At 62.0% G+C, this 16,413-nt stretch carries 19 protein-coding genes; 15 read left to right on the top strand and 4 right to left on the bottom strand.

What is annotated here, in order from left to right; translation table 11 throughout:
- Positions 1-210: 210 nt before the first annotated feature.
- The 9 genes from iolD (at position 211) to ACSQ3F_RS04670 (ending at position 8,380) form a co-directional block, all read left to right on the top strand.
- Entirely contained in the window at positions 211-2,061 is a 1,851-nt protein-coding gene (gene iolD / locus ACSQ3F_RS04710) for a 3D-(3,5/4)-trihydroxycyclohexane-1,2-dione acylhydrolase (decyclizing) (protein WP_436099163.1), read from the top strand.
- A gap of 75 nt (positions 2,062-2,136) precedes the next feature.
- Entirely contained in the window at positions 2,137-3,039 is a 903-nt protein-coding gene (iolE, locus tag ACSQ3F_RS04705; protein WP_436099162.1) for a myo-inosose-2 dehydratase, read from the top strand.
- 148 nt (positions 3,040-3,187) lie between these two features.
- Complete coding sequence (gene iolB, locus ACSQ3F_RS04700) at positions 3,188-3,988, top strand: 5-deoxy-glucuronate isomerase (RefSeq protein WP_436099161.1); 801 nt, start codon at positions 3,188-3,190, stop codon at positions 3,986-3,988.
- Between the two features lie 36 nt (positions 3,989-4,024).
- Positions 4,025-4,429 carry a GFA family protein gene (locus tag ACSQ3F_RS04695; protein WP_436099160.1) on the top strand — a complete coding sequence of 135 codons (405 nt, stop codon included), beginning with the start codon at positions 4,025-4,027 and terminating at the stop codon, positions 4,427-4,429.
- A 15-nt stretch (positions 4,430-4,444) separates the two neighbouring features.
- Positions 4,445-5,239, top strand: a complete 795-nt coding sequence (locus tag ACSQ3F_RS04690) for an AraC family ligand binding domain-containing protein (protein WP_436099159.1) — start codon at positions 4,445-4,447, stop codon at positions 5,237-5,239.
- 76 nt (positions 5,240-5,315) lie between these two features.
- On the top strand, positions 5,316-5,927 hold the full coding sequence (locus ACSQ3F_RS04685) for a LysE family translocator (protein WP_436099158.1): 612 nt from the start codon (positions 5,316-5,318) through the stop codon (positions 5,925-5,927).
- 127 nt (positions 5,928-6,054) lie between these two features.
- The gene (locus ACSQ3F_RS04680) at positions 6,055-6,729 is read left to right on the top strand and encodes an HAD-IA family hydrolase (protein WP_436099157.1); all 675 of its coding nucleotides are present in this window, start codon (positions 6,055-6,057) and stop codon (positions 6,727-6,729) included.
- Positions 6,730-6,914: 185 nt separating this feature from the next.
- A complete protein-coding gene (locus tag ACSQ3F_RS04675) occupies positions 6,915-7,550 on the top strand; it encodes a DUF1326 domain-containing protein (protein WP_436099156.1) in 636 nt (211 codons plus the stop codon).
- A gap of 8 nt (positions 7,551-7,558) precedes the next feature.
- Entirely contained in the window at positions 7,559-8,380 is an 822-nt protein-coding gene (locus ACSQ3F_RS04670) for a DUF2182 domain-containing protein (protein WP_436099155.1), read from the top strand.
- Between the two features lie 24 nt (positions 8,381-8,404).
- Here ACSQ3F_RS04670 and ACSQ3F_RS04665 read toward each other — a convergent pair whose 3' ends face one another.
- Positions 8,405-9,988 carry a peptide chain release factor 3 gene (locus tag ACSQ3F_RS04665; protein WP_436099154.1) on the bottom strand — a complete coding sequence of 528 codons (1,584 nt, stop codon included), beginning with the start codon at positions 9,986-9,988 and terminating at the stop codon, positions 8,405-8,407.
- Between the two features lie 92 nt (positions 9,989-10,080).
- Here ACSQ3F_RS04665 and dut point away from each other — a divergent pair, with 92 nt between their 5' ends.
- Together dut and ACSQ3F_RS04655 are read left to right on the top strand one after the other, a co-directional pair.
- Positions 10,081-10,551, top strand: a complete 471-nt coding sequence (gene dut, locus ACSQ3F_RS04660) for a dUTP diphosphatase (RefSeq protein ID WP_436099153.1) — start codon at positions 10,081-10,083, stop codon at positions 10,549-10,551.
- Between the two features lie 72 nt (positions 10,552-10,623).
- A complete protein-coding gene (locus ACSQ3F_RS04655) occupies positions 10,624-11,445 on the top strand; it encodes a GNAT family N-acetyltransferase (RefSeq protein ID WP_436099152.1) in 822 nt (273 codons plus the stop codon).
- Between the two features lie 3 nt (positions 11,446-11,448).
- Here the strand turns inward: ACSQ3F_RS04655 and ACSQ3F_RS04650 are convergent, their stop codons facing one another.
- On the bottom strand, positions 11,449-11,895 hold the full coding sequence (locus ACSQ3F_RS04650) for an Lrp/AsnC family transcriptional regulator (protein WP_436099151.1): 447 nt from the start codon (positions 11,893-11,895) through the stop codon (positions 11,449-11,451).
- A 133-nt stretch (positions 11,896-12,028) separates the two neighbouring features.
- Here ACSQ3F_RS04650 and ACSQ3F_RS04645 point away from each other — a divergent pair, with 133 nt between their 5' ends.
- Both ACSQ3F_RS04645 and ACSQ3F_RS04640 read left to right on the top strand, forming a co-directional pair.
- Complete coding sequence (locus tag ACSQ3F_RS04645; protein ID WP_436099150.1) at positions 12,029-12,925, top strand: DMT family transporter; 897 nt, start codon at positions 12,029-12,031, stop codon at positions 12,923-12,925.
- Between the two features lie 19 nt (positions 12,926-12,944).
- On the top strand, positions 12,945-13,250 hold the full coding sequence (locus ACSQ3F_RS04640) for an NIPSNAP family protein (RefSeq protein ID WP_436099149.1): 306 nt from the start codon (positions 12,945-12,947) through the stop codon (positions 13,248-13,250).
- 3 nt (positions 13,251-13,253) lie between these two features.
- Here the strand turns inward: ACSQ3F_RS04640 and ACSQ3F_RS04635 are convergent, their stop codons facing one another.
- Together ACSQ3F_RS04635 and ACSQ3F_RS04630 are read right to left on the bottom strand one after the other, a co-directional pair.
- Positions 13,254-13,811, bottom strand: a complete 558-nt coding sequence (locus tag ACSQ3F_RS04635) for a cysteine hydrolase family protein (protein WP_436099148.1) — start codon at positions 13,809-13,811, stop codon at positions 13,254-13,256.
- Between the two features lie 40 nt (positions 13,812-13,851).
- Positions 13,852-14,484: a LysE family translocator gene (locus ACSQ3F_RS04630; protein WP_436099147.1), complete on the bottom strand. Its 633-nt coding sequence runs from the start codon at positions 14,482-14,484 to the stop codon at positions 13,852-13,854.
- A 151-nt stretch (positions 14,485-14,635) separates the two neighbouring features.
- On the opposite strand from ACSQ3F_RS04630, the gene ACSQ3F_RS04625 reads away from it, so the two are divergent.
- A complete protein-coding gene (locus tag ACSQ3F_RS04625) occupies positions 14,636-15,253 on the top strand; it encodes a LysE family translocator (protein ID WP_436099146.1) in 618 nt (205 codons plus the stop codon).
- Positions 15,254-15,386: 133 nt separating this feature from the next.
- Complete coding sequence (gene cysK, locus ACSQ3F_RS04620) at positions 15,387-16,355, top strand: cysteine synthase A (protein WP_436099145.1); 969 nt, start codon at positions 15,387-15,389, stop codon at positions 16,353-16,355.
- Positions 16,356-16,413 lie beyond the last annotated feature (58 nt).

Genomic DNA, 16,413 nt, shown 5'->3' with positions numbered 1-16,413 from the left:
GTATGCGGCCCTCCCCCCTCTGTCCCTTCGCTGATCTCCCCCTCAAAGAGGAGATTAGCGAGAGTGTCTTTGCTGACAACAGCGCGCAGATGAGAGAAAACAATGATCTCCGCCATTGAGGGGGAGATGTCCCGACGGGACAGAGGGGGGTAAAACTCTCCTCGTATGCGGAGTTGATGCGAGGCAATGTCCTCGTTCGAGGAGGAAACAATGAGCGAGAAAACAGTCCGCCTGACCATGGCGCAAGCCGTGGCGCGGTTCCTGACGCGGCAGATGACCGTGATCGATGGCGAGAAACTGCCGATCTTCGGCGGCGTCTTTGCCATTTTCGGTCACGGTAACGTCGCCGGCGTCGGCGAGGCGCTATACGGCATCAAGGACACGCTGCCGACGTATCGCGCCCAGAACGAGCAGGGCATGGCGAATGCCGCGATCGCCTTTGCCAAGGCAAGCTTCCGCCGCCGCTTCATGGCCTGCACGACGTCGATCGGCCCCGGTGCGCTGAACATGGTGACTTCCGCGGCGCTCGCGCACGTCAACCGCTTGCCCGTTCTTTTCCTTCCCGGCGATGTCTTTGCCAATCGCCGCCCGGATCCGGTGCTGCAGCAGATCGAGGATTTCGGCGACGGCACCATGACCGTCAACGACTGCTTCAAGCCCGTCTCGCGCTACTTCGATCGCATCACCCGTCCGGAACAGATCATCCCGGCGTTGCGCCGCGCCATGCAGGTGCTGACCGACCCCGCCGACTGCGGCCCGGTGACACTGGCGCTCTGCCAGGATGTGCAGGCGGAAGCCTATGATTATCCGGAGAATTTCTTCGACGAGAAAGTCTGGACGACCCGGCGCCTCCACCCCGATGCCGATGAACTGGCCCATGCTATCACGGCGTTGAAGGCTGCCAAAAAGCCGGTGATCATCTCCGGTGGTGGCGTGCTCTACTCTGAGGCCAGCAAGACGCTTGCAGCCTTTGCCGAACGGCACGGAATCCCGGTTGTCGAGACCCAAGCAGGCAAGTCCTCGCTACCGCACCGCCATCCGCTCAACATGGGGTCGGTCGGCGTCACCGGCACGTCGGCTTCCAACCAGCTTGCCGAAGAGGCCGACATCGTGCTGGCGGTCGGTTCGCGCCTCCAGGATTTCACCACCGGCTCGTGGGCGCTGTTCAAGAACGATGACCTGAAGATCATCGGCCTCAACGTGCAGGCATTCGACGCTGCCAAGCATGAGGGCCTGCCGCTGGTATCCGACGCCCGCGTCGGGTTGGAGGCGCTGAGCTCCGGGCTTGGTTCGCACAAGGCCGATGAGGCCTGGACGAAGAAGGCGATCGACGGCAAGGCGGAGTGGCTGAAGGCAGCGGACAAGGCAATGGCGACCACCAATGCCGCGCTGCCGTCCGATGCGCAGGTGATCGGTGCCGTCCAGCGTGCCCGCACGGAGAATACCACGGTGGTTTGCGCCGCCGGCGGTCTGCCGGGCGAGCTGCACAAGCTCTGGCAGGCGGATTCCCCCGGCAGCTATCACATGGAATACGGTTTTTCGACCATGGGTTATGAAGTCGCCGGCGGTCTCGGGGTCAAGCTCGCCAAACCGAATAGCGACGTCATCGTCATGGTCGGCGACGGCAGTTACATGATGCTGAATTCCGAGATCGCCTCGTCGATCATGCTCGGCGCCAAGATCACCATCGTGTTGCTCGACAATGCCGGCTATGGCTGCATCAACAGGCTGCAGATGGCCACCGGCGGCGCGAACTTCAACAATCTGCTGAGGGACACGCGTCACGTCACGCTGCCAGCCATCGATTTTGCAGCCCACGCCGCTGCCATGGGCGCCGTGACCTGCAAGGTTTCGTCGATCGCCGAGCTGGAAATCGCGCTAAAGGAAACAGCCGGCGAAGACCGCACGACGGTTATCGTTATCGACACAGACCCGCTCATCACCACGGATGAGGGCGGTCACTGGTGGGATGTCGCGGTGCCGGAAGTTTCCGAGCGCTCGAAGGTCAACGAGGCCCGCAAGGGCTACGAGAAAGCGCTTTCGGCCCAGCGCTTCGGTTAAACAAACGACATGTAGCCCGCGCTATCGTCGCGGGCTTTCGCACGACTTGAAAACACTTGATCAGAGAAGAACATCATGATCCGCTACGGAACCAATCCCATCGCCTGGAGCAACGACGACGACCAGACGCTCGGTGCGCATCTCACCCTTGAGGACTGCCTCTCCGATTGCCAGACGATCGGCTTCGACGGCATCGAGAAGGGCCACAAGATGCCGACCGATCCCGCCGAGCTGAAGGCGAAGCTCGCCTCCTACGATCTCGTCTTTGTCTCGGGCTGGCATTCGACCAACCTCTTGACGCATGATGTCCAGGCCGAGAAGAAGGCGATCCAGCCGCACCTCGATCTCCTGAAATACAATGGCTGCAAGGTCTGCATCGTCTGCGAAACCTCCAACGCCATCCATGGCGACGACACGAAATCGGTCGTCAAGGACAAGCCGGTCCTGCCTGCCGACCAGTGGAAGAAATTCGGCGCCGATATCGAAGCGATCGCGCAGTATTGCGCCGATCAGGGTATCGATCTCGTCTACCACCACCATATGGGCACGATCGTTCAGACCGGAGAAGAAATCGATCTTCTGATGCAGAACACCGGCCCGGCGACCAAGCTGCTGCTCGACACCGGCCATGCCTGGTTCGGCGGCTCGGATCCTGTTGAAGTGGCGAAGAAGTACATGCACCGCGTCCGCCACATCCACGCCAAGAACGTGCGGACCGAAATCCGCGAAGAGGTGGAGCGTGAAAGCCTGTCCTTCCTCGAAGGCGTGCGGCGTGGCGTCTTCACCGTCCCCGGCGACAGCGAAGGCGGCGTCGATTTCGTGCCGGTGCTGAAAGTTGCCGCAGAGCATGGCTATGATGGCTGGCTTGTGATCGAGGCCGAGCAGGATTCCGCCGTGCGCAATCCGCTGGAATATCAGTCGCTGGGTCTGAAATCGCTGAAGGCATTTGCGCGGGAAGCAGGACTGGATCGGGGCTGAGGCCCTTACCTCCCCCTTGAGGGGGGAGGTCGCAGCGAAGCTGCGGGTGGGGGTGATCCCTCTTGTTGTGACGCATCACCCCACCCCGGCACTGCGTGCCGACCCTCCCCCTCGAGGGGAGGGTGAAAACTGAAATAGGAGCCACACCATGCCAAACCTTCTCGTCAAACCCAAAGGCAACTCGGGCCTCGTTCACGACATCACGCCCGAATCTGCCGGCTGGACCTATGTCGGTTTCGGGTTGAACCGGCTGAAGGCGGGCGAAAACGTGGCTGGCGAAAGCGCCGACAGGGAAACCTGCCTCGTGCTCGTCGTCGGCAAGGCGAAGATCTCCGTCGATGGCGAGGATTTCGGCGAACTTGGCGAGCGGATGACGCCGTTCGAGGGGCAGCCCTATGCGGTCTATATACCGAAGGGCAGCCGCTGGCAGGCGACGGCGACGACAGCGCTCGATCTGGCGGTGTGCTCGGCGCCTGGCGGCGAAGGCTACAAGACGCAGGTGATCCGTCCGGGCACACACCCTCAGATGACGCGCGGCAAGGCGACGAACACGCGCTACGTTACCAATATCATGCCGGAAGATGACAATGCGGCGCATTCGCTGCTCGTCGTGGAAGTCATAACGCCCGGCGGCCATACCTCGTCCTATCCGCCGCACAAGCATGACGAGGACAATCTACCGGCCGAAAGTTTCCTGGAGGAGACCTACTATCACCGCCTGAACCCGAGCCAAGGCTTTGCCATGCAGCGCGTCTATACTGACGACCGCTCGCTGGACGAAGCCATGGCCGTCGAGGATGGCGACGTGACGCTGGTCCCGAAGGGCTATCATCCGGTCGCGGCGATCCACGGCTACGATCTCTATTACCTCAACGTCATGGCCGGCCCGTCGCGCATCTGGAAATTCAACAACGCCAAGGAACATGCCTGGCTGTTCACCGGCGTCTAATGCGCTAGGTTCCTCTTGGAACTCGGAGGAACGGGCATGCACATCGACGGAAACTGCCATTGCGGCGCGATCAGGTATGAGGCGGAGATCGACCCCGACGAGGTCGGTATCTGCCATTGCACGGACTGCCAGCATCTGACGGGCTCGGTCTATCGTGTCACGGTTGCCGTGCCGAAAGAGAATTTTCGGATCACGGCCGGCGAGCCGAAGACCTACGTCAAAACCGGCGACAACGGCCGGACGCGTTTCCAGATGTTCTGCAGCAATTGTGGCTCCCCGATCTTTACGACGGGCACGGACGAGGACGCCGAGGAAATCGGCATCCGCTGGGGCAATATCCGGCAACGGAGCGAACTTGCGCCCAGACATCAGATCTGGTGTTCTTCGGCGGCGAACTGGTTCGGCGAACGCGATGCCCTGCCTGGCCGGGAGCGGGATTGAGGAGCGTTCCAGGCAATGAAGACCGGTCAGTTCCGAATCAAGCGATGCGCGATCGAAGGCGTGGAGGCGGTCGAGGCCGACACGGCCCATAGCTTCGGCCGGCATACGCACGACCAGTTCGGCATCGGCGTCATCATGCGCGGCGCGCAGAAATCAGCCAGCGGGCGAGGACCGGTCGAGGCAGGCCCGGGCGACATGATCACCGTCAACCCCGGCGAAGTGCATGACGGCCATCCGATCGGCGATGCGGGGCGATCCTGGCGCATGCTCTATTTCGATCCCGGCCTGATTGCCGATACAGTGCTCGACATCGCCGAGGGGCGGGCGGAGGATTTTGTGTTTTCCCGGCCCGTGATGAGCGACCGCAGCGCCGTCGAAGGGTTTGCGCGCGTCTATGCGGCGATGACGGAGACGCGCGAAGCGCTGGCGGGCGAAAGCGGCCTTTTCCAACTGATCGCATCGCTGATGGGTCGCCACCCGCGAATCCGCTTTGTGTCGCCGTCCATCCATCGGGCGAAAGCTCTGATGGATGATGACCCCGTCGCGGCCGTCACTCTGGCCGATCTCGCCGCGGCAACGGGGTTCAGCCGGTTTCAGGTGGTGCGCGCCTTCGCCCAGGCGACCGGAATGACACCACATGCCTACCTCGTCCAGCGCCGTATCGGCATTGTCCGCCGGATGATTGCGAAAGGTACGCCTCTCGCCGATGCCGCCTTTGCAGGCGGGTTCGCCGATCAGAGCCATATGACGCGAACCTTCGTGCGCGCCTACGGCGTTACGCCCGGCGCCTATGCGCTGGCCTTTGGTTGACAGCCTGCAATTCCGTTCAAGACCGGCCGGCGGCGATCCGTTTAGCTGAGGCTTTCCTCATCGAATGGAGAGCGCCGTGACCCTCGAATATCTGCTGACATCCATCATCGTCATCCTCCTGCCCGGCACCGGCGTGCTCTATACGCTGGCGATGGGCCTGAATGCGGGCACCCGCGCCAGCATCCTTGCCGCCTTCGGCTGCACGCTCGGCATCCTGCCGCATATTGCCGCCAGTATCGCGGGCTTGGCCGCCCTCCTGCATACGAGCGCACTCGCGTTCCAGATGATCAAATATCTCGGCGTTGCCTATCTGCTCTACATGGCCTGGAGTGTCCTGAAGGACAGCGAGGCACTGCGCATCGCCGAGCGGGACAGCCAGGTACCTGTGCTACGGGTGATCACTACCGGCTTTCTGCTCAATATCCTCAATCCGAAACTGTCGCTGTTCTTCCTCGCCTTCCTGCCGCAATTCGTGCCCAACGGCACGCCTTCGCCGACGCTGTTCATGCTGGGGCTTGCCGCCGTCTTCATGGCGCTGACCTTCATCGTCTTCGTGGTCTATGGCGTCTTCGCCTCGGCGGCGCGGCGCCAAGTGATTGCAAGGCCGAGCGTGACAACGTGGCTTCGGCGCGGTTTTGCCGGTGCCTTCGGCGTCATGGGTTTACGGCTCGCCTTCTCCGCGCAATGAAGCCGCAAGAAACGTCACAGGGCAGCGTTGCGAGGCCGATATTGGTTTGATCTGCGGTGGGAATCCCCGTATCGAACAAGTACGTCATCGCTCGCATAGAGGCGGGCAGCCAGAAGGAGTCCGCCCCTTGTCTTTCGCGTCGTCGCCGGTGTTCGGCAAGAAATATTCCGCTTTCCTGTTTGACATGGATGGAACGCTGCTGAGCTCTATCGAAGCAGCGGAGCGCGTGTGGGGACGGTGGGCCGAGGGCCATGGACTTGATGTCGCGACATTCCTGCCGACGATGCACGGCAAGCGCGGCGTCGATACGATCCGGCAATTGGGCCTGCCCGGGGTCGATCCGGAGGCGGAAGCGGCGATCATCTGCCAGGGCGAGATCGAGGATGTCGAAGGTGTGAAGCCGCTTCCGGGCGCGATCGAATTCCTGAAAAGCCTGCCACCGGAGCGTTGGGCGATCGTTACCTCGTCGCCGCGCGAACTCGCCAAGGTCCGCATTGTCGCCGCCGGCCTGCCGGAACCGCGCTTCATCGTCATCGCCGAAGATGTCTCGCGCGGCAAACCGAGCCCGGAATGCTATCTGCTCGGCGCCAAGCGCGTCGGCTTCGATGCGAAGCATTGCCTGGTGTTCGAGGATGTCGCTGCCGGTGTCATTGCGGGAGAATCGGCGGGTTCAGACGTGATGGTCATCACCGCCACGCATACGCACCCCTTCGAGACCTCACATCCGAAAATCCCCGGCTATATCGGCATCGAGGTTTCGGTCGATGAAAACGGCGATCTGACGCTGATCGATCGCCGATAGGGCAAGGTGCACGACTTGGTTGTCCGGCGTGCGGATCTGGATTGCCGATACGCCCGCCGTCTTTCCGGGCAGCCGGCAACCCGCGGAAACTCCGAGCTCACTGGACAAGCCAAAGGCGCGGGTATTTAATCAGCACCGCATGAAATTCCTATATTAGACGCATTCCCCGTTCAATGGAGGATGGAATGACCAGCGTCAGATGGAAGCTTCAGGGGCGCGAGTTCATCCACTGCAACTGCGCCTATGGTTGCCCCTGCCAATTCAACGCACTCCCCACCCAGGGCAAATGCCACGCGATCGGCGTCATCGAGGTCGAGGACGGCTTTCATGGCGAAACGCGGCTTGATGGCTTGCGTATCGGCATGATCGTGTCATGGCCGGGAGCCATCCACGAAGGGCATGGCGCGTGCGTGCCGATCATCGACGAGCGCGCTTCGCCGGCGCAGCGCGAGGCATTGCTGCGGATCATGAGCGGGCTCGACACCGAGCCGGGCGCCACTTTCTTCGCCGTGTTCGCCACCACATACGATACGGTGTACGAGCCGGTCTTCACTCGGATCGATTTCGATCTGGACATGGACGGGCGCACGGCCAAGGTCGACATTCCAGGCTGGATCGAAGCGCGTGGCGAACCGATCCGCAATCCCGTTACCGGCGAAGAGCATCGGGTTCGCATCAATCTGCCGGGTGGCTTCGAATACGACACATGCGAGGCCGGGCGCGGATGGGCCGAGACGAAGGGGCCGATCGCTCTATCCACCAAGGATTCGCACGCTCATTTTGCCCGCCTGCACATGACCGAGAGCGGCGTCGTTCGCTAGGGCCCAGGATGATGCCTGGAACCACGCTCGACGCCCTGCTGAAGCGGGACCGGATCATCATACTCGCCAGCCTGGCCGCCATGACCCTGCTTGCCTGGGCCTATCTGCTTTCGCTCGGTGACACGATGGCGGCGGGCGAAAAGCCGATGGAAGCCATGGACGGCATGCCCGGGATGCCCGAGGCCATGCTGACGCCGCATGCGTGGAGCCTTGGCGAGGCGCTGCTCGTTTTTGCGATGTGGTCAGTGATGATGGTCGGCATGATGCTTCCGTCGGCGGCGCCGATGATACTGCTCTATGCGCGCGTCGGCCGGCATGCCGTAAGCCAGGGCGCGCCCTTCGCGGCCACCGGCGTCTTCGGCAGCGGCTATGTCGCGGCCTGGTTCGTGTTTTCGCTAGCGGCAACCATCGGACAGTGGCTGCTCGAACGCGCCCTGCTGCTGACACCGATGCTGGACAGCGCGAGTGGCCTGTTCAGCGGGATACTGCTCCTCGTCGCCGGCCTCTATCAGTGGACGCCGCTCAAGCATGCCTGTCTCAGCAAGTGCCGTGCGCCGGTCGCCTTCATCCAGAGCGAGGGGGGATTTCGCCGTGAGCCGTGGGGTGCCTTCAGGATGGGGCTGCGCCACGGCCTTTATTGCGTCGGCTGCTGCTGGCCGCTGATGGCGCTTTTGTTCGTCGGCGGGGTCATGAACATCCTTTGGATCGCCGGGCTCGCGATCTTCGTGCTTGCCGAAAAAGTCGTGCCCGGTGGGCGGCGGCTCTCGCGAGCCGCCGGGGCAATCCTCGTGGCAGTGGGCTCATGGCTCATTGTCCGCAGCCTCTTCTGAAGGAAGGGGCGCGGACAGCGAGTATCACGCCGCCTTGGCGACGTGATACTCCTTGATGGCGACCATCTTGATAGCCGGGTAACGTTCCGCTTCATAGCGCAGCGAGAATGAATCCTGTGCCAGGAAGACCGGGTCGCCGTCGAGGTCGCGGGCAATATCGCCGCGCCGGGCGTTGATGAATTTGTCCAGGTCCGCTGGCTGATCGGCCGAAATCCAGCGGCAGACGGAGAAACGCGCCACGTCGAAGGAGACCGGCAGACCGTATTCCGACTGCAGCCGTTCCTTCAGCACGTCGAGCTGCAGCGCGCCGACGACGCCGACGATGGCCGGAGAGCCGTCTTCCGGAGAAAACAGCTGCACGACGCCTTCCTCTGCCATCTGCTGCAGGGCTTCCTTCAGCTTCTTGGCCTTCATCGCATCTTCGAGCCGCACGCGGCGCAGGATTTCCGGCGAGAAGTTCGGCACGCCCTGGAACACCAGCTGTTCGCCTTCAGTCAGCGTGTCGCCGATGCGCAGGGTGCCGTGGTTCGGAATGCCGACCACATCGCCTGCATAGGCGGTGTCGGCAAGCTGACGCTGCGAGGCGAAGAAGAACTGCGGTGCTGTCAGGCCCAACTGCTTGCCGGTGCGCGACAGACGCGCCTTCATGCCGCGCTCCAGTTTGCCGGAGCAAATGCGGGCAAAGGCGATGCGGTCGCGGTGGTTCGGGTCCATGTTCGCCTGGATCTTGAAGACGAAGGCGGTCATCTTGTCGTCGGTCGCCTGGACCGTCCGAACATCGGCCACCTGATCGCGTGGCGGCGGGGCGAAGTCTCCGAGCGCGTTGATGAGGTCGCGCACGCCAAAATTCCTGAGCGCCGAACCGAAGAAGACAGGTGTCAGGTGGCCTTCGAGGAAAGCCTTCTTGTTGAACGGTTTGCAGGCCTCGATCGCCAGCGACAACTCGTCGATGAAGGCGTCGCGCTCGTTTTCCGGCAGCCGATGGGCGGCCATTTCCGGCCCGTTGACCTTGGTGAGGATTTCCTGGGTGTCGGAACCGCGCACGGTGTTGTCGGCGAGATGGTAGGAGCCGCAGAAGGTCTTCGAACGGCCGATCGGCCAGGTCACCGGGGCGCAGTCGAGCGCCAGCTTTTCCTCGACCTCATCCAGAATCTCGAACGGGTCGCGGCTTTCGCGGTCCATCTTGTTGATGAAGGTGATGATCGGGATGTCGCGCATGCGGCAGACTTCGAACAGCTTGAGCGTCCGCGGCTCGATACCCTTTGCGGCGTCGATCACCATGACGGCTGCATCCACGGCCGTCAGCGTGCGATACGTATCGTCGGCGAAGTCTTCGTGGCCGGGCGTATCGAGGATGTTGAAGACATTGCCGTGATATTCGAAGGTCATCACCGAGGTAACGACCGAGATGCCGCGCTCGCGCTCGATCTTCATCCAGTCGGACCGCGTCTGGATGCGGTCCTTCTTCGCCTTCACCTCGCCGGCGAGTTGGATCGCGCCGCCGAACAGCAGCAGCTTTTCGGTGAGCGTGGTCTTGCCCGCGTCCGGGTGTGCAATAATAGCAAAGGTGCGGCGGCGGGAAACCGCCTCGGCGAGACTTTCGGCCATATGTCAAGATTCCTGTGAGTTGCGGGCTATCTAGCGATTTCAGCCCGACTTTGCAATTGACCCGCGGTCGCCGGAGGCAAAGTAATGCGGCCATGACCCTACACGCTGAGATCCGCCCGACCCTGAACCTCGTTCGGCTGCCGAACGGAGCAGGCGTCGATCTGCCCGCCTATGAGACATCAGGCGCCGCCGGCATGGACCTGCGCGCCGCCGTCGAGGCCGATCAGCCGATGACACTCGCGCCGGGCAAGCGGGCACTGGTGCCGACGGGCTTCATCTTCGAAATCCCGGCCGGATACGAGGCGCAAATCCGTCCACGCTCCGGCCTTGCCTTCAAGCACGGCATCACCTGCCTCAATACTCCCGGCACGATCGACAGCGATTATCGCGGCGAGGTGAAGGTGCTTCTGGTCAACCTCGGCGAGGAGAATTTCGTCATCGAGCGCGGCATGCGCATCGCCCAGATGGTGATCGCCCCGGTGACGCAGGTTTCCGTTCGCGAGGCGCCGGATGCCAGCGAAACCGCGCGGGGCGCCGGTGGGTTTGGCTCGACGGGCGTTTAGGTGCCTGTCGCGTCCACTGGCCTGACGTTCCGGCAGGACTATTTCGGAGATCCCGCCGCCTGGGCTGGGCTGGTGGCGCTGCTGCACGATACGTTCGGCATCGATGTCAGCATTCAGGATCGGTTCGGCGGACCCGATCCAACCAGCATGCCGTTCGCGTATTTTGATGAGAACGGCATCTGCGTTGCCAATTTCAGCGCCTTTTCCATGCCGATGATGATCGATGGCCGGCTTGTCGCGGCGGCTGGTTTCCAGTCCGGCGCAGTTCGGCCTGAGTGGCGAGGCCGGGGACTTTACCGCGATCTGATGAGGCGGGCATTCAACTGGTGCGACGCACAGGGTTTCGAACGCGGTCTTCTCCTGACAGACAAGCCGGCACTGTATGAGCCCTGTGAGTTCAAGATTTTGCCGCAACACCAGTTCTCGGGCCCGCCACCAGTGGCCGTGCAGCCAATCGGCTCGTCGCGCACGCTCTCGCTCGACAATTCCGGCGACCTAGCCCTGGTAAAGCGGCTGTTGGGTGAAAGGACGCCGGTTTCTTCGATTTTCGCAGTCGCGGCGCAGATGGAAATGTTTCTGCTCAACAGCTGCTTCGATGCCGGCATCCGGCTTAGTTATCTGGATCATCCAGAGCTTGTCGTTGCGTGGAAATCTACTGAGGCGGATTGCTTTCAGCTTCTGGATATTGCCGGCAGGATTATCCCGCCGCTCTCCGTCCTTCTTGCCGTGCTCGATCAGCGTCCGAGCTGTGTCGAAGTTTGCTTTCCGCCCGATCGGCTTGATTGGCAAGGGAACCCGGAGCCGTTTGCCTCACATACCAGTTTGATGGTTCGGGGAGCTGCTGCTGACCGTCTGGCCGGGCCCGTTATGCTTTCGCCGATGGCCGAGTTTTGATGCTCACTTTTCACCCTTGAGCGGCGGCAGCCGGCGTTTCACCGGCGTTGACTTGACGATCGAGGTATTGGTCTGGGCGCGTTCGGCGACCTTGTCGAGGATGGTGTCGAGTTGTTCCATGTCCCGCACCAGCAGCTTGGCGATAAAGCAGTCGTCGCCCGTCACCTTGTCGCATTCTACGAATTCCGGCGTGTCCTGGATCAGCTTCTCGACGATATGCAGCATGCCCGGCATCGGCCGTACCCGCACGACCGCCTGCAGGGCATAACCGAGGGCTGCCGGATCGACGCCGACAGTGAAGCCGGTGATCACGCCGCGATCTTCCAGCCGCCGCAGCCGGTCCGCCGTGCTGGGGGAGGACAGGCCCGCCTCCTGCGCCAGCTCTTTCAAGGAGATGCGGGCGTTAACCGAAAGGATGTCGAGAAGACGCCGGTCGAGGTCGTCAAGCAAGGGAGCCTCCGTTAGGAATAATTGGCAATTTGCCTTTCATCGTTAGGAATAATACCGCATCATCCTTTTAATATCCATATATAAAGGCATTTCCGCCGACTATCTTTCCATTAGGTTCAAAGGAGTGGAAGTGATGGAAAAGGATGTCAAAAGCGGCAGCATCGAAATGACCGCCGCCATGCTGATTTCGGGCACGATCGGCTGGTTCGTGCTGATGTCCGGGCAGCCGGTGATCGATGTGGTGCTGTGGCGCTGCCTGTTCGGGGCGCTGACGCTTCTGGCCATTTGCGCCTCGCTCGGTCATTTCCGCAGCGGTATCCTCACATGGCGGCTGTTCGGTCTTGCCGTGCTGGGCGGCGTCGCCATTGTCGTCAACTGGCTGCTTCTGTTCGGCGCCTATTCACGCTCCTCTATCTCGATCGCCACGATGGTCTACAACACCCAGCCTTTCATGCTGCTGGCGATCGGCGGGCTGTTTTTTCAGGAAAAGATCACCGCCACGAAGCTCGCCTGGCTTGGCGTTGCCTTCGCCGGCATGGTTGCGATCGTCGAGGCGAAACCTTCGGGCGATTTCAGCGGCGGTGACTATCTGACGGGGATCGCCATGGCGCTGGGCGCTGCGTTCTTCTACGCGCTGGCCGCGCTTGTGGCGAAAAGGCTGAAGGGAACGCCGCCGCATCTGATCGCGCTGATCCAGGTTGTCACTGGCCTTCTGATGCTGGCACCCTTCGCCGGCGCCTCCGGGCTGCCGACTGAGGCCTATCAATGGGCGCTGCTGGTTGCCATGGGCGCGGTCCATACGGGGCTGATGTATGTGCTGCTCTACGGCGCCATCCAGAAGCTGCCGACGCACCTCACCGGTGCGCTGTCCTTCATTTATCCGGTTGCCGCCCTTGCGGTCGATCGCATCGCCTTCGGGCATCAGCTGCAGCCGGCGCAGCTTCTCGGCTCCGCGGCGATTCTGATTGCGGCTGGCGGCATGACATTCGGCTGGACATTACCCCGTCGGGTGCGGCATCAGGCGGGCTGAGACATCCATGGAGCCCCGCATGATCACCTGCTATCTTCGCTACATCATCGACCCTTACAAGCTCGCCGCGTTCGAGGAATACGCAAAGCTCTGGATCCCGCTGGTCAACCGGCTAGGCGGCACGCATCACGGCTATTTCATGCCGCATGAAGGGGCGAACAATGTCGCGCTCGCCCTCTTCAGCTTTCCGAGCCTTGCGGCTTATGAGGATTATCGCGAGCGCATGGCAAAGGATGCCGAATGCCAGGCAGCCTTTGCGCTTGCCGAGAACAGCCGCTGCATCCTGAGTTACGAACGCAGCTTCATGCGACCGGTCCTTGAGTAATCCTCAGAAGGTGATCTCGTCCGATCGGCGTAGCTCGATGGCATGTCCGCCGGCGTTGAACCCGCCGAGCACGGCATTGTGGTGGGCGATGATCTGCGGAAACATCAGCTCGCCCATGTCGCCGGTCGAATGGCCGTCGGAAAGCAGCGTTACATCATACCCGAGCGACACGGCGCGGCGCGCAGTGGTATCGACGCAGAATTGTGTCTGACAGCCGCCGATGACGAGATGGGTGATGGACCGTTTTGCCAGCTGTTCCTCAAGATCGGTCTGGAAAAAGCTGTCACAACTCGTCTTGTGGACGACAGTCTCGCCGAGAACCGGCGCAATCTCATGGCGCAGGCCCCAGCCCTTGGACGAACGCGCGAGCGGGTCTCCCGGGCCGCCGTCATGCTGCACGAGAATGACCGGGACATGGGCGGCACGGGCGCGCGCCTGGATCGACTGCAGCCGGCCGACGGTCTCGTTGAGGGCCGCGTTTATGGCAGGCTGGCGCTCTGGTGTGCCTTCGCCCTCGAGGATGGCGTTCTGAACGTCGATGATAAGAAGTGCTGTTGTCATGGCATGCTCAAGTCTTGGTTGGGAGGAAGGAAAAACCGTTTCAGCGGCGGCTTTCCATCGCCATGCGAAGGGCAAGCGCGCCGAGCACGCCGCCCATCAGCCAGCGCTGCATGGAAAGCCAGCCCGGCCGGCCGGCGAAGAACGTGGCGATGGAGCCTGCCGTCAACACGATCAGCGCATTGACGGAAAGGCTGGTGAAAATCTGGACCGTGCCGAGAACGACGGACTGGGAAAAGACCTGGCCCAGGGCCGGATCGATGAACTGCGGCAGCAGCGACAGATAGAGAACGGCGATCTTCGGGTTCAACAGGCTCGTGGCAAAGCCCATGAAAAACAGGCGGCGCGGACTGTCTGCCGGCAGGTTGCGAACTTCGAAAGCCGAGCGTCCGCCGGGACGCAGGGCCTGCCAGGCGAGATAGAGGAGATAGAGCGCGCCGGCAAACCGCAGCGCGTCATAGGCATAGGGTACCGCCAAGAGCAGCGCGGTGATGCCGAAGGCGGCCGAGAGCATATAGACCAGGAAGCCGAGACCGACGCCGGTAAGCGAGACCAATCCCGCCACCGGCCCCTGACAGAGCGAGCGGGAGATCAGATAGATCATGTTCGGCCCGGGCGTCAGCACCATGCCAAGTGCGACAAGGGCGAAGGCGGCCAGGCTTGCGGTTCCAGGCATGAACGGCCTCTCCAGTTCCGGGCGGTGTAAGGCGAAGGTTTGTGCCGGAGCAATGCATTAGCCGGAACAGCCGCTTCGATCAATGCAGCCAGATTGCCCGGCTCAAAAAAAACAGCTAAATGTTCGCGCTCGCAAATCTCCGGAGCCGATAATGAGCCTCGCCACCCTCTTCGCCTATTGCACTGCCCTCTTCATCGCGGCGGCGATCCCCGGTCCGGGCGTGACGGCGATCGTCGCGCGTGCGCTTGGTTCAGGCTTTCGCGAAACATTCTTCATGGGGCTCGGTCTCGTGCTCGGCGACCTGATCTATCTGACGGCCGTCATCCTCGGTCTTGCCTTCGTGGCGCAGACCTTCACCGCCGCTTTCATGGTCATCAAGATCCTCGGCGCCCTCTATCTCGTCTATATCGCCTACAAGCTCTGGACCGCCGGGCTGCTGCCGCAGGATATCCAGGCGAAGAAAAGCGCAAGCGTGGGCCTGTCCTTTCTGTCCGGACTGCTGGTCACGCTCGGCAACCCGAAGACGATGCTGTTCTATGTGGCGCTGGTGCCGACGCTGATCGATGTGCATGCGATCGGCCTCAACGAGTATGCCACCCTTGTCGGCTCGACCTTCCTCGTCCTGATGGCGGTTCTGATCCCTTATATCCTGCTGGCCTCCCGCGCCCGGCTGCTTCTGAAACAACCCCGTGCGCTGAAATCGCTGAACCGGATCGCGGCCGGTATTCTCGGCACCACCGCCGCCTATATCGCCACGCGAGCAGCCTGAAATAATCATTCGGCAGCCGGCGGTTCCGCAACAGTTTTTTCCAATGAGGATCAAGCGGTTGGAGAATAGTACTCTGGCAAGCGGGTTGGTTTGATCCTATTGTCCCTGCAACTTGGCAAAAAGGGAGAACACCATGTCAGATCAGCGCAAGCCCGGCCGTGGCCGCATCTATTCCTCGATCACCGAGACCATCGGCGATACACCGATTGTTCGCCTCGACAAGCTGGCGAAGGAAAACGGGGTGAAGGCCAATCTTCTGGCGAAGCTGGAGTTCTTCAACCCGATCGCCTCGGTCAAGGATCGTATCGGCGTTGCGATGATTGAATCGCTGGAAGCACAGGGCAAGATCACGCCCGGCAAGACGACGCTGGTCGAGCCGACGTCGGGCAATACCGGCATCGCGCTCGCCTTCGCCGCCGCCGCCAAGGGATACAAGCTGATCCTCACCATGCCGGAAACCATGTCGGTCGAACGCCGCAAGATGCTGGCGCTGCTCGGCGCCGAACTGGTGCTGACGGAAGGCCCGAAGGGCATGAAGGGCGCCATCGCCAAGGCGGAAGAACTGGCGTCGACCCTGCCTGACGCGATCATTCCGCAGCAGTTCGAAAACCCGGCGAACCCGGAAATCCACCGCAAGACGACGGCCGAGGAAATCTGGAACGACACCGACGGCAGCATCGACATCCTCGTTTCCGGTATCGGCACCGGCGGCACGATCACCGGCGCCGGCCAGGTGCTCAAGGGCCGTAAACCGTCGATCAGGGTTATCGCCGTCGAGCCGGAGGAATCGCCCGTCCTTTCCGGTGGCGCTCCCGGCCCGCACAAGATCCAGGGCATCGGCGCGGGCTTCGCGCCTGCCATCCTCGATACGAAAATCTACGACGAGATCATCACGGTCAACAGCGCCCAGGCCGTGGAAACGGCGCGGCAGGTAGCGAAGCTCGAAGGCGTGCCGGTCGGCATCTCCTCCGGTGCCGCGCTGGCGGCTGCGATCAGGATCGGCCAGCGCCCGGAAAACGAAGGCAAGAACATCGTCGTCATCATTCCGTCCTTCGCCGAGCGCTACCTGTCGACGGTCCTGTTCGAACACCTCGTCGGCTGATCCCGCGCGGTTTTCCAACCCCAAAAAAACCACTCTCATCTCCGCATGAGGGTGGTTT

This window comes from Pararhizobium sp. LjRoot238, assembly GCF_964252955.1.
Classification (GTDB): Bacteria; Pseudomonadota; Alphaproteobacteria; order Rhizobiales; family Rhizobiaceae; genus Pararhizobium.
Note: the sequence above shows the minus strand (reverse complement) of the source record. Positions and strands in the feature narration are given on the sequence as shown.

Excerpts from the sequence above, each read along its gene's own strand:
- ACSQ3F_RS04625 (WP_436099146.1), top strand. The coding sequence starts at position 14,636 with ATGAGCCTCGCCACCCTCTTCGCCTATTGCACTGCCCTCTTCATCGCG.
- iolE (WP_436099162.1), top strand. The coding sequence starts at position 2,137 with ATGATCCGCTACGGAACCAATCCCATCGCCTGGAGCAACGACGACGAC.
- ACSQ3F_RS04665 (WP_436099154.1), bottom strand. The coding sequence starts at position 9,988 with ATGGCCGAAAGTCTCGCCGAGGCGGTTTCCCGCCGCCGCACCTTTGCT.
- ACSQ3F_RS04670 (WP_436099155.1), top strand. The coding sequence starts at position 7,559 with ATGATGCCTGGAACCACGCTCGACGCCCTGCTGAAGCGGGACCGGATC.
- cysK (WP_436099145.1), top strand. The coding sequence starts at position 15,387 with ATGTCAGATCAGCGCAAGCCCGGCCGTGGCCGCATCTATTCCTCGATC.
- iolD (WP_436099163.1), top strand. The coding sequence starts at position 211 with ATGAGCGAGAAAACAGTCCGCCTGACCATGGCGCAAGCCGTGGCGCGG.
- ACSQ3F_RS04635 (WP_436099148.1), bottom strand. The coding sequence starts at position 13,811 with ATGACAACAGCACTTCTTATCATCGACGTTCAGAACGCCATCCTCGAG.
- ACSQ3F_RS04645 (WP_436099150.1), top strand. The coding sequence starts at position 12,029 with ATGGAAAAGGATGTCAAAAGCGGCAGCATCGAAATGACCGCCGCCATG.
- ACSQ3F_RS04640 (WP_436099149.1), top strand. The coding sequence starts at position 12,945 with ATGATCACCTGCTATCTTCGCTACATCATCGACCCTTACAAGCTCGCC.
- iolB (WP_436099161.1), top strand. The coding sequence starts at position 3,188 with ATGCCAAACCTTCTCGTCAAACCCAAAGGCAACTCGGGCCTCGTTCAC.
- ACSQ3F_RS04695 (WP_436099160.1), top strand. The coding sequence starts at position 4,025 with ATGCACATCGACGGAAACTGCCATTGCGGCGCGATCAGGTATGAGGCG.
- ACSQ3F_RS04630 (WP_436099147.1), bottom strand. The coding sequence starts at position 14,484 with ATGCCTGGAACCGCAAGCCTGGCCGCCTTCGCCCTTGTCGCACTTGGC.
- ACSQ3F_RS04675 (WP_436099156.1), top strand. The coding sequence starts at position 6,915 with ATGACCAGCGTCAGATGGAAGCTTCAGGGGCGCGAGTTCATCCACTGC.
- ACSQ3F_RS04690 (WP_436099159.1), top strand. The coding sequence starts at position 4,445 with ATGAAGACCGGTCAGTTCCGAATCAAGCGATGCGCGATCGAAGGCGTG.
- dut (WP_436099153.1), top strand. The coding sequence starts at position 10,081 with ATGACCCTACACGCTGAGATCCGCCCGACCCTGAACCTCGTTCGGCTG.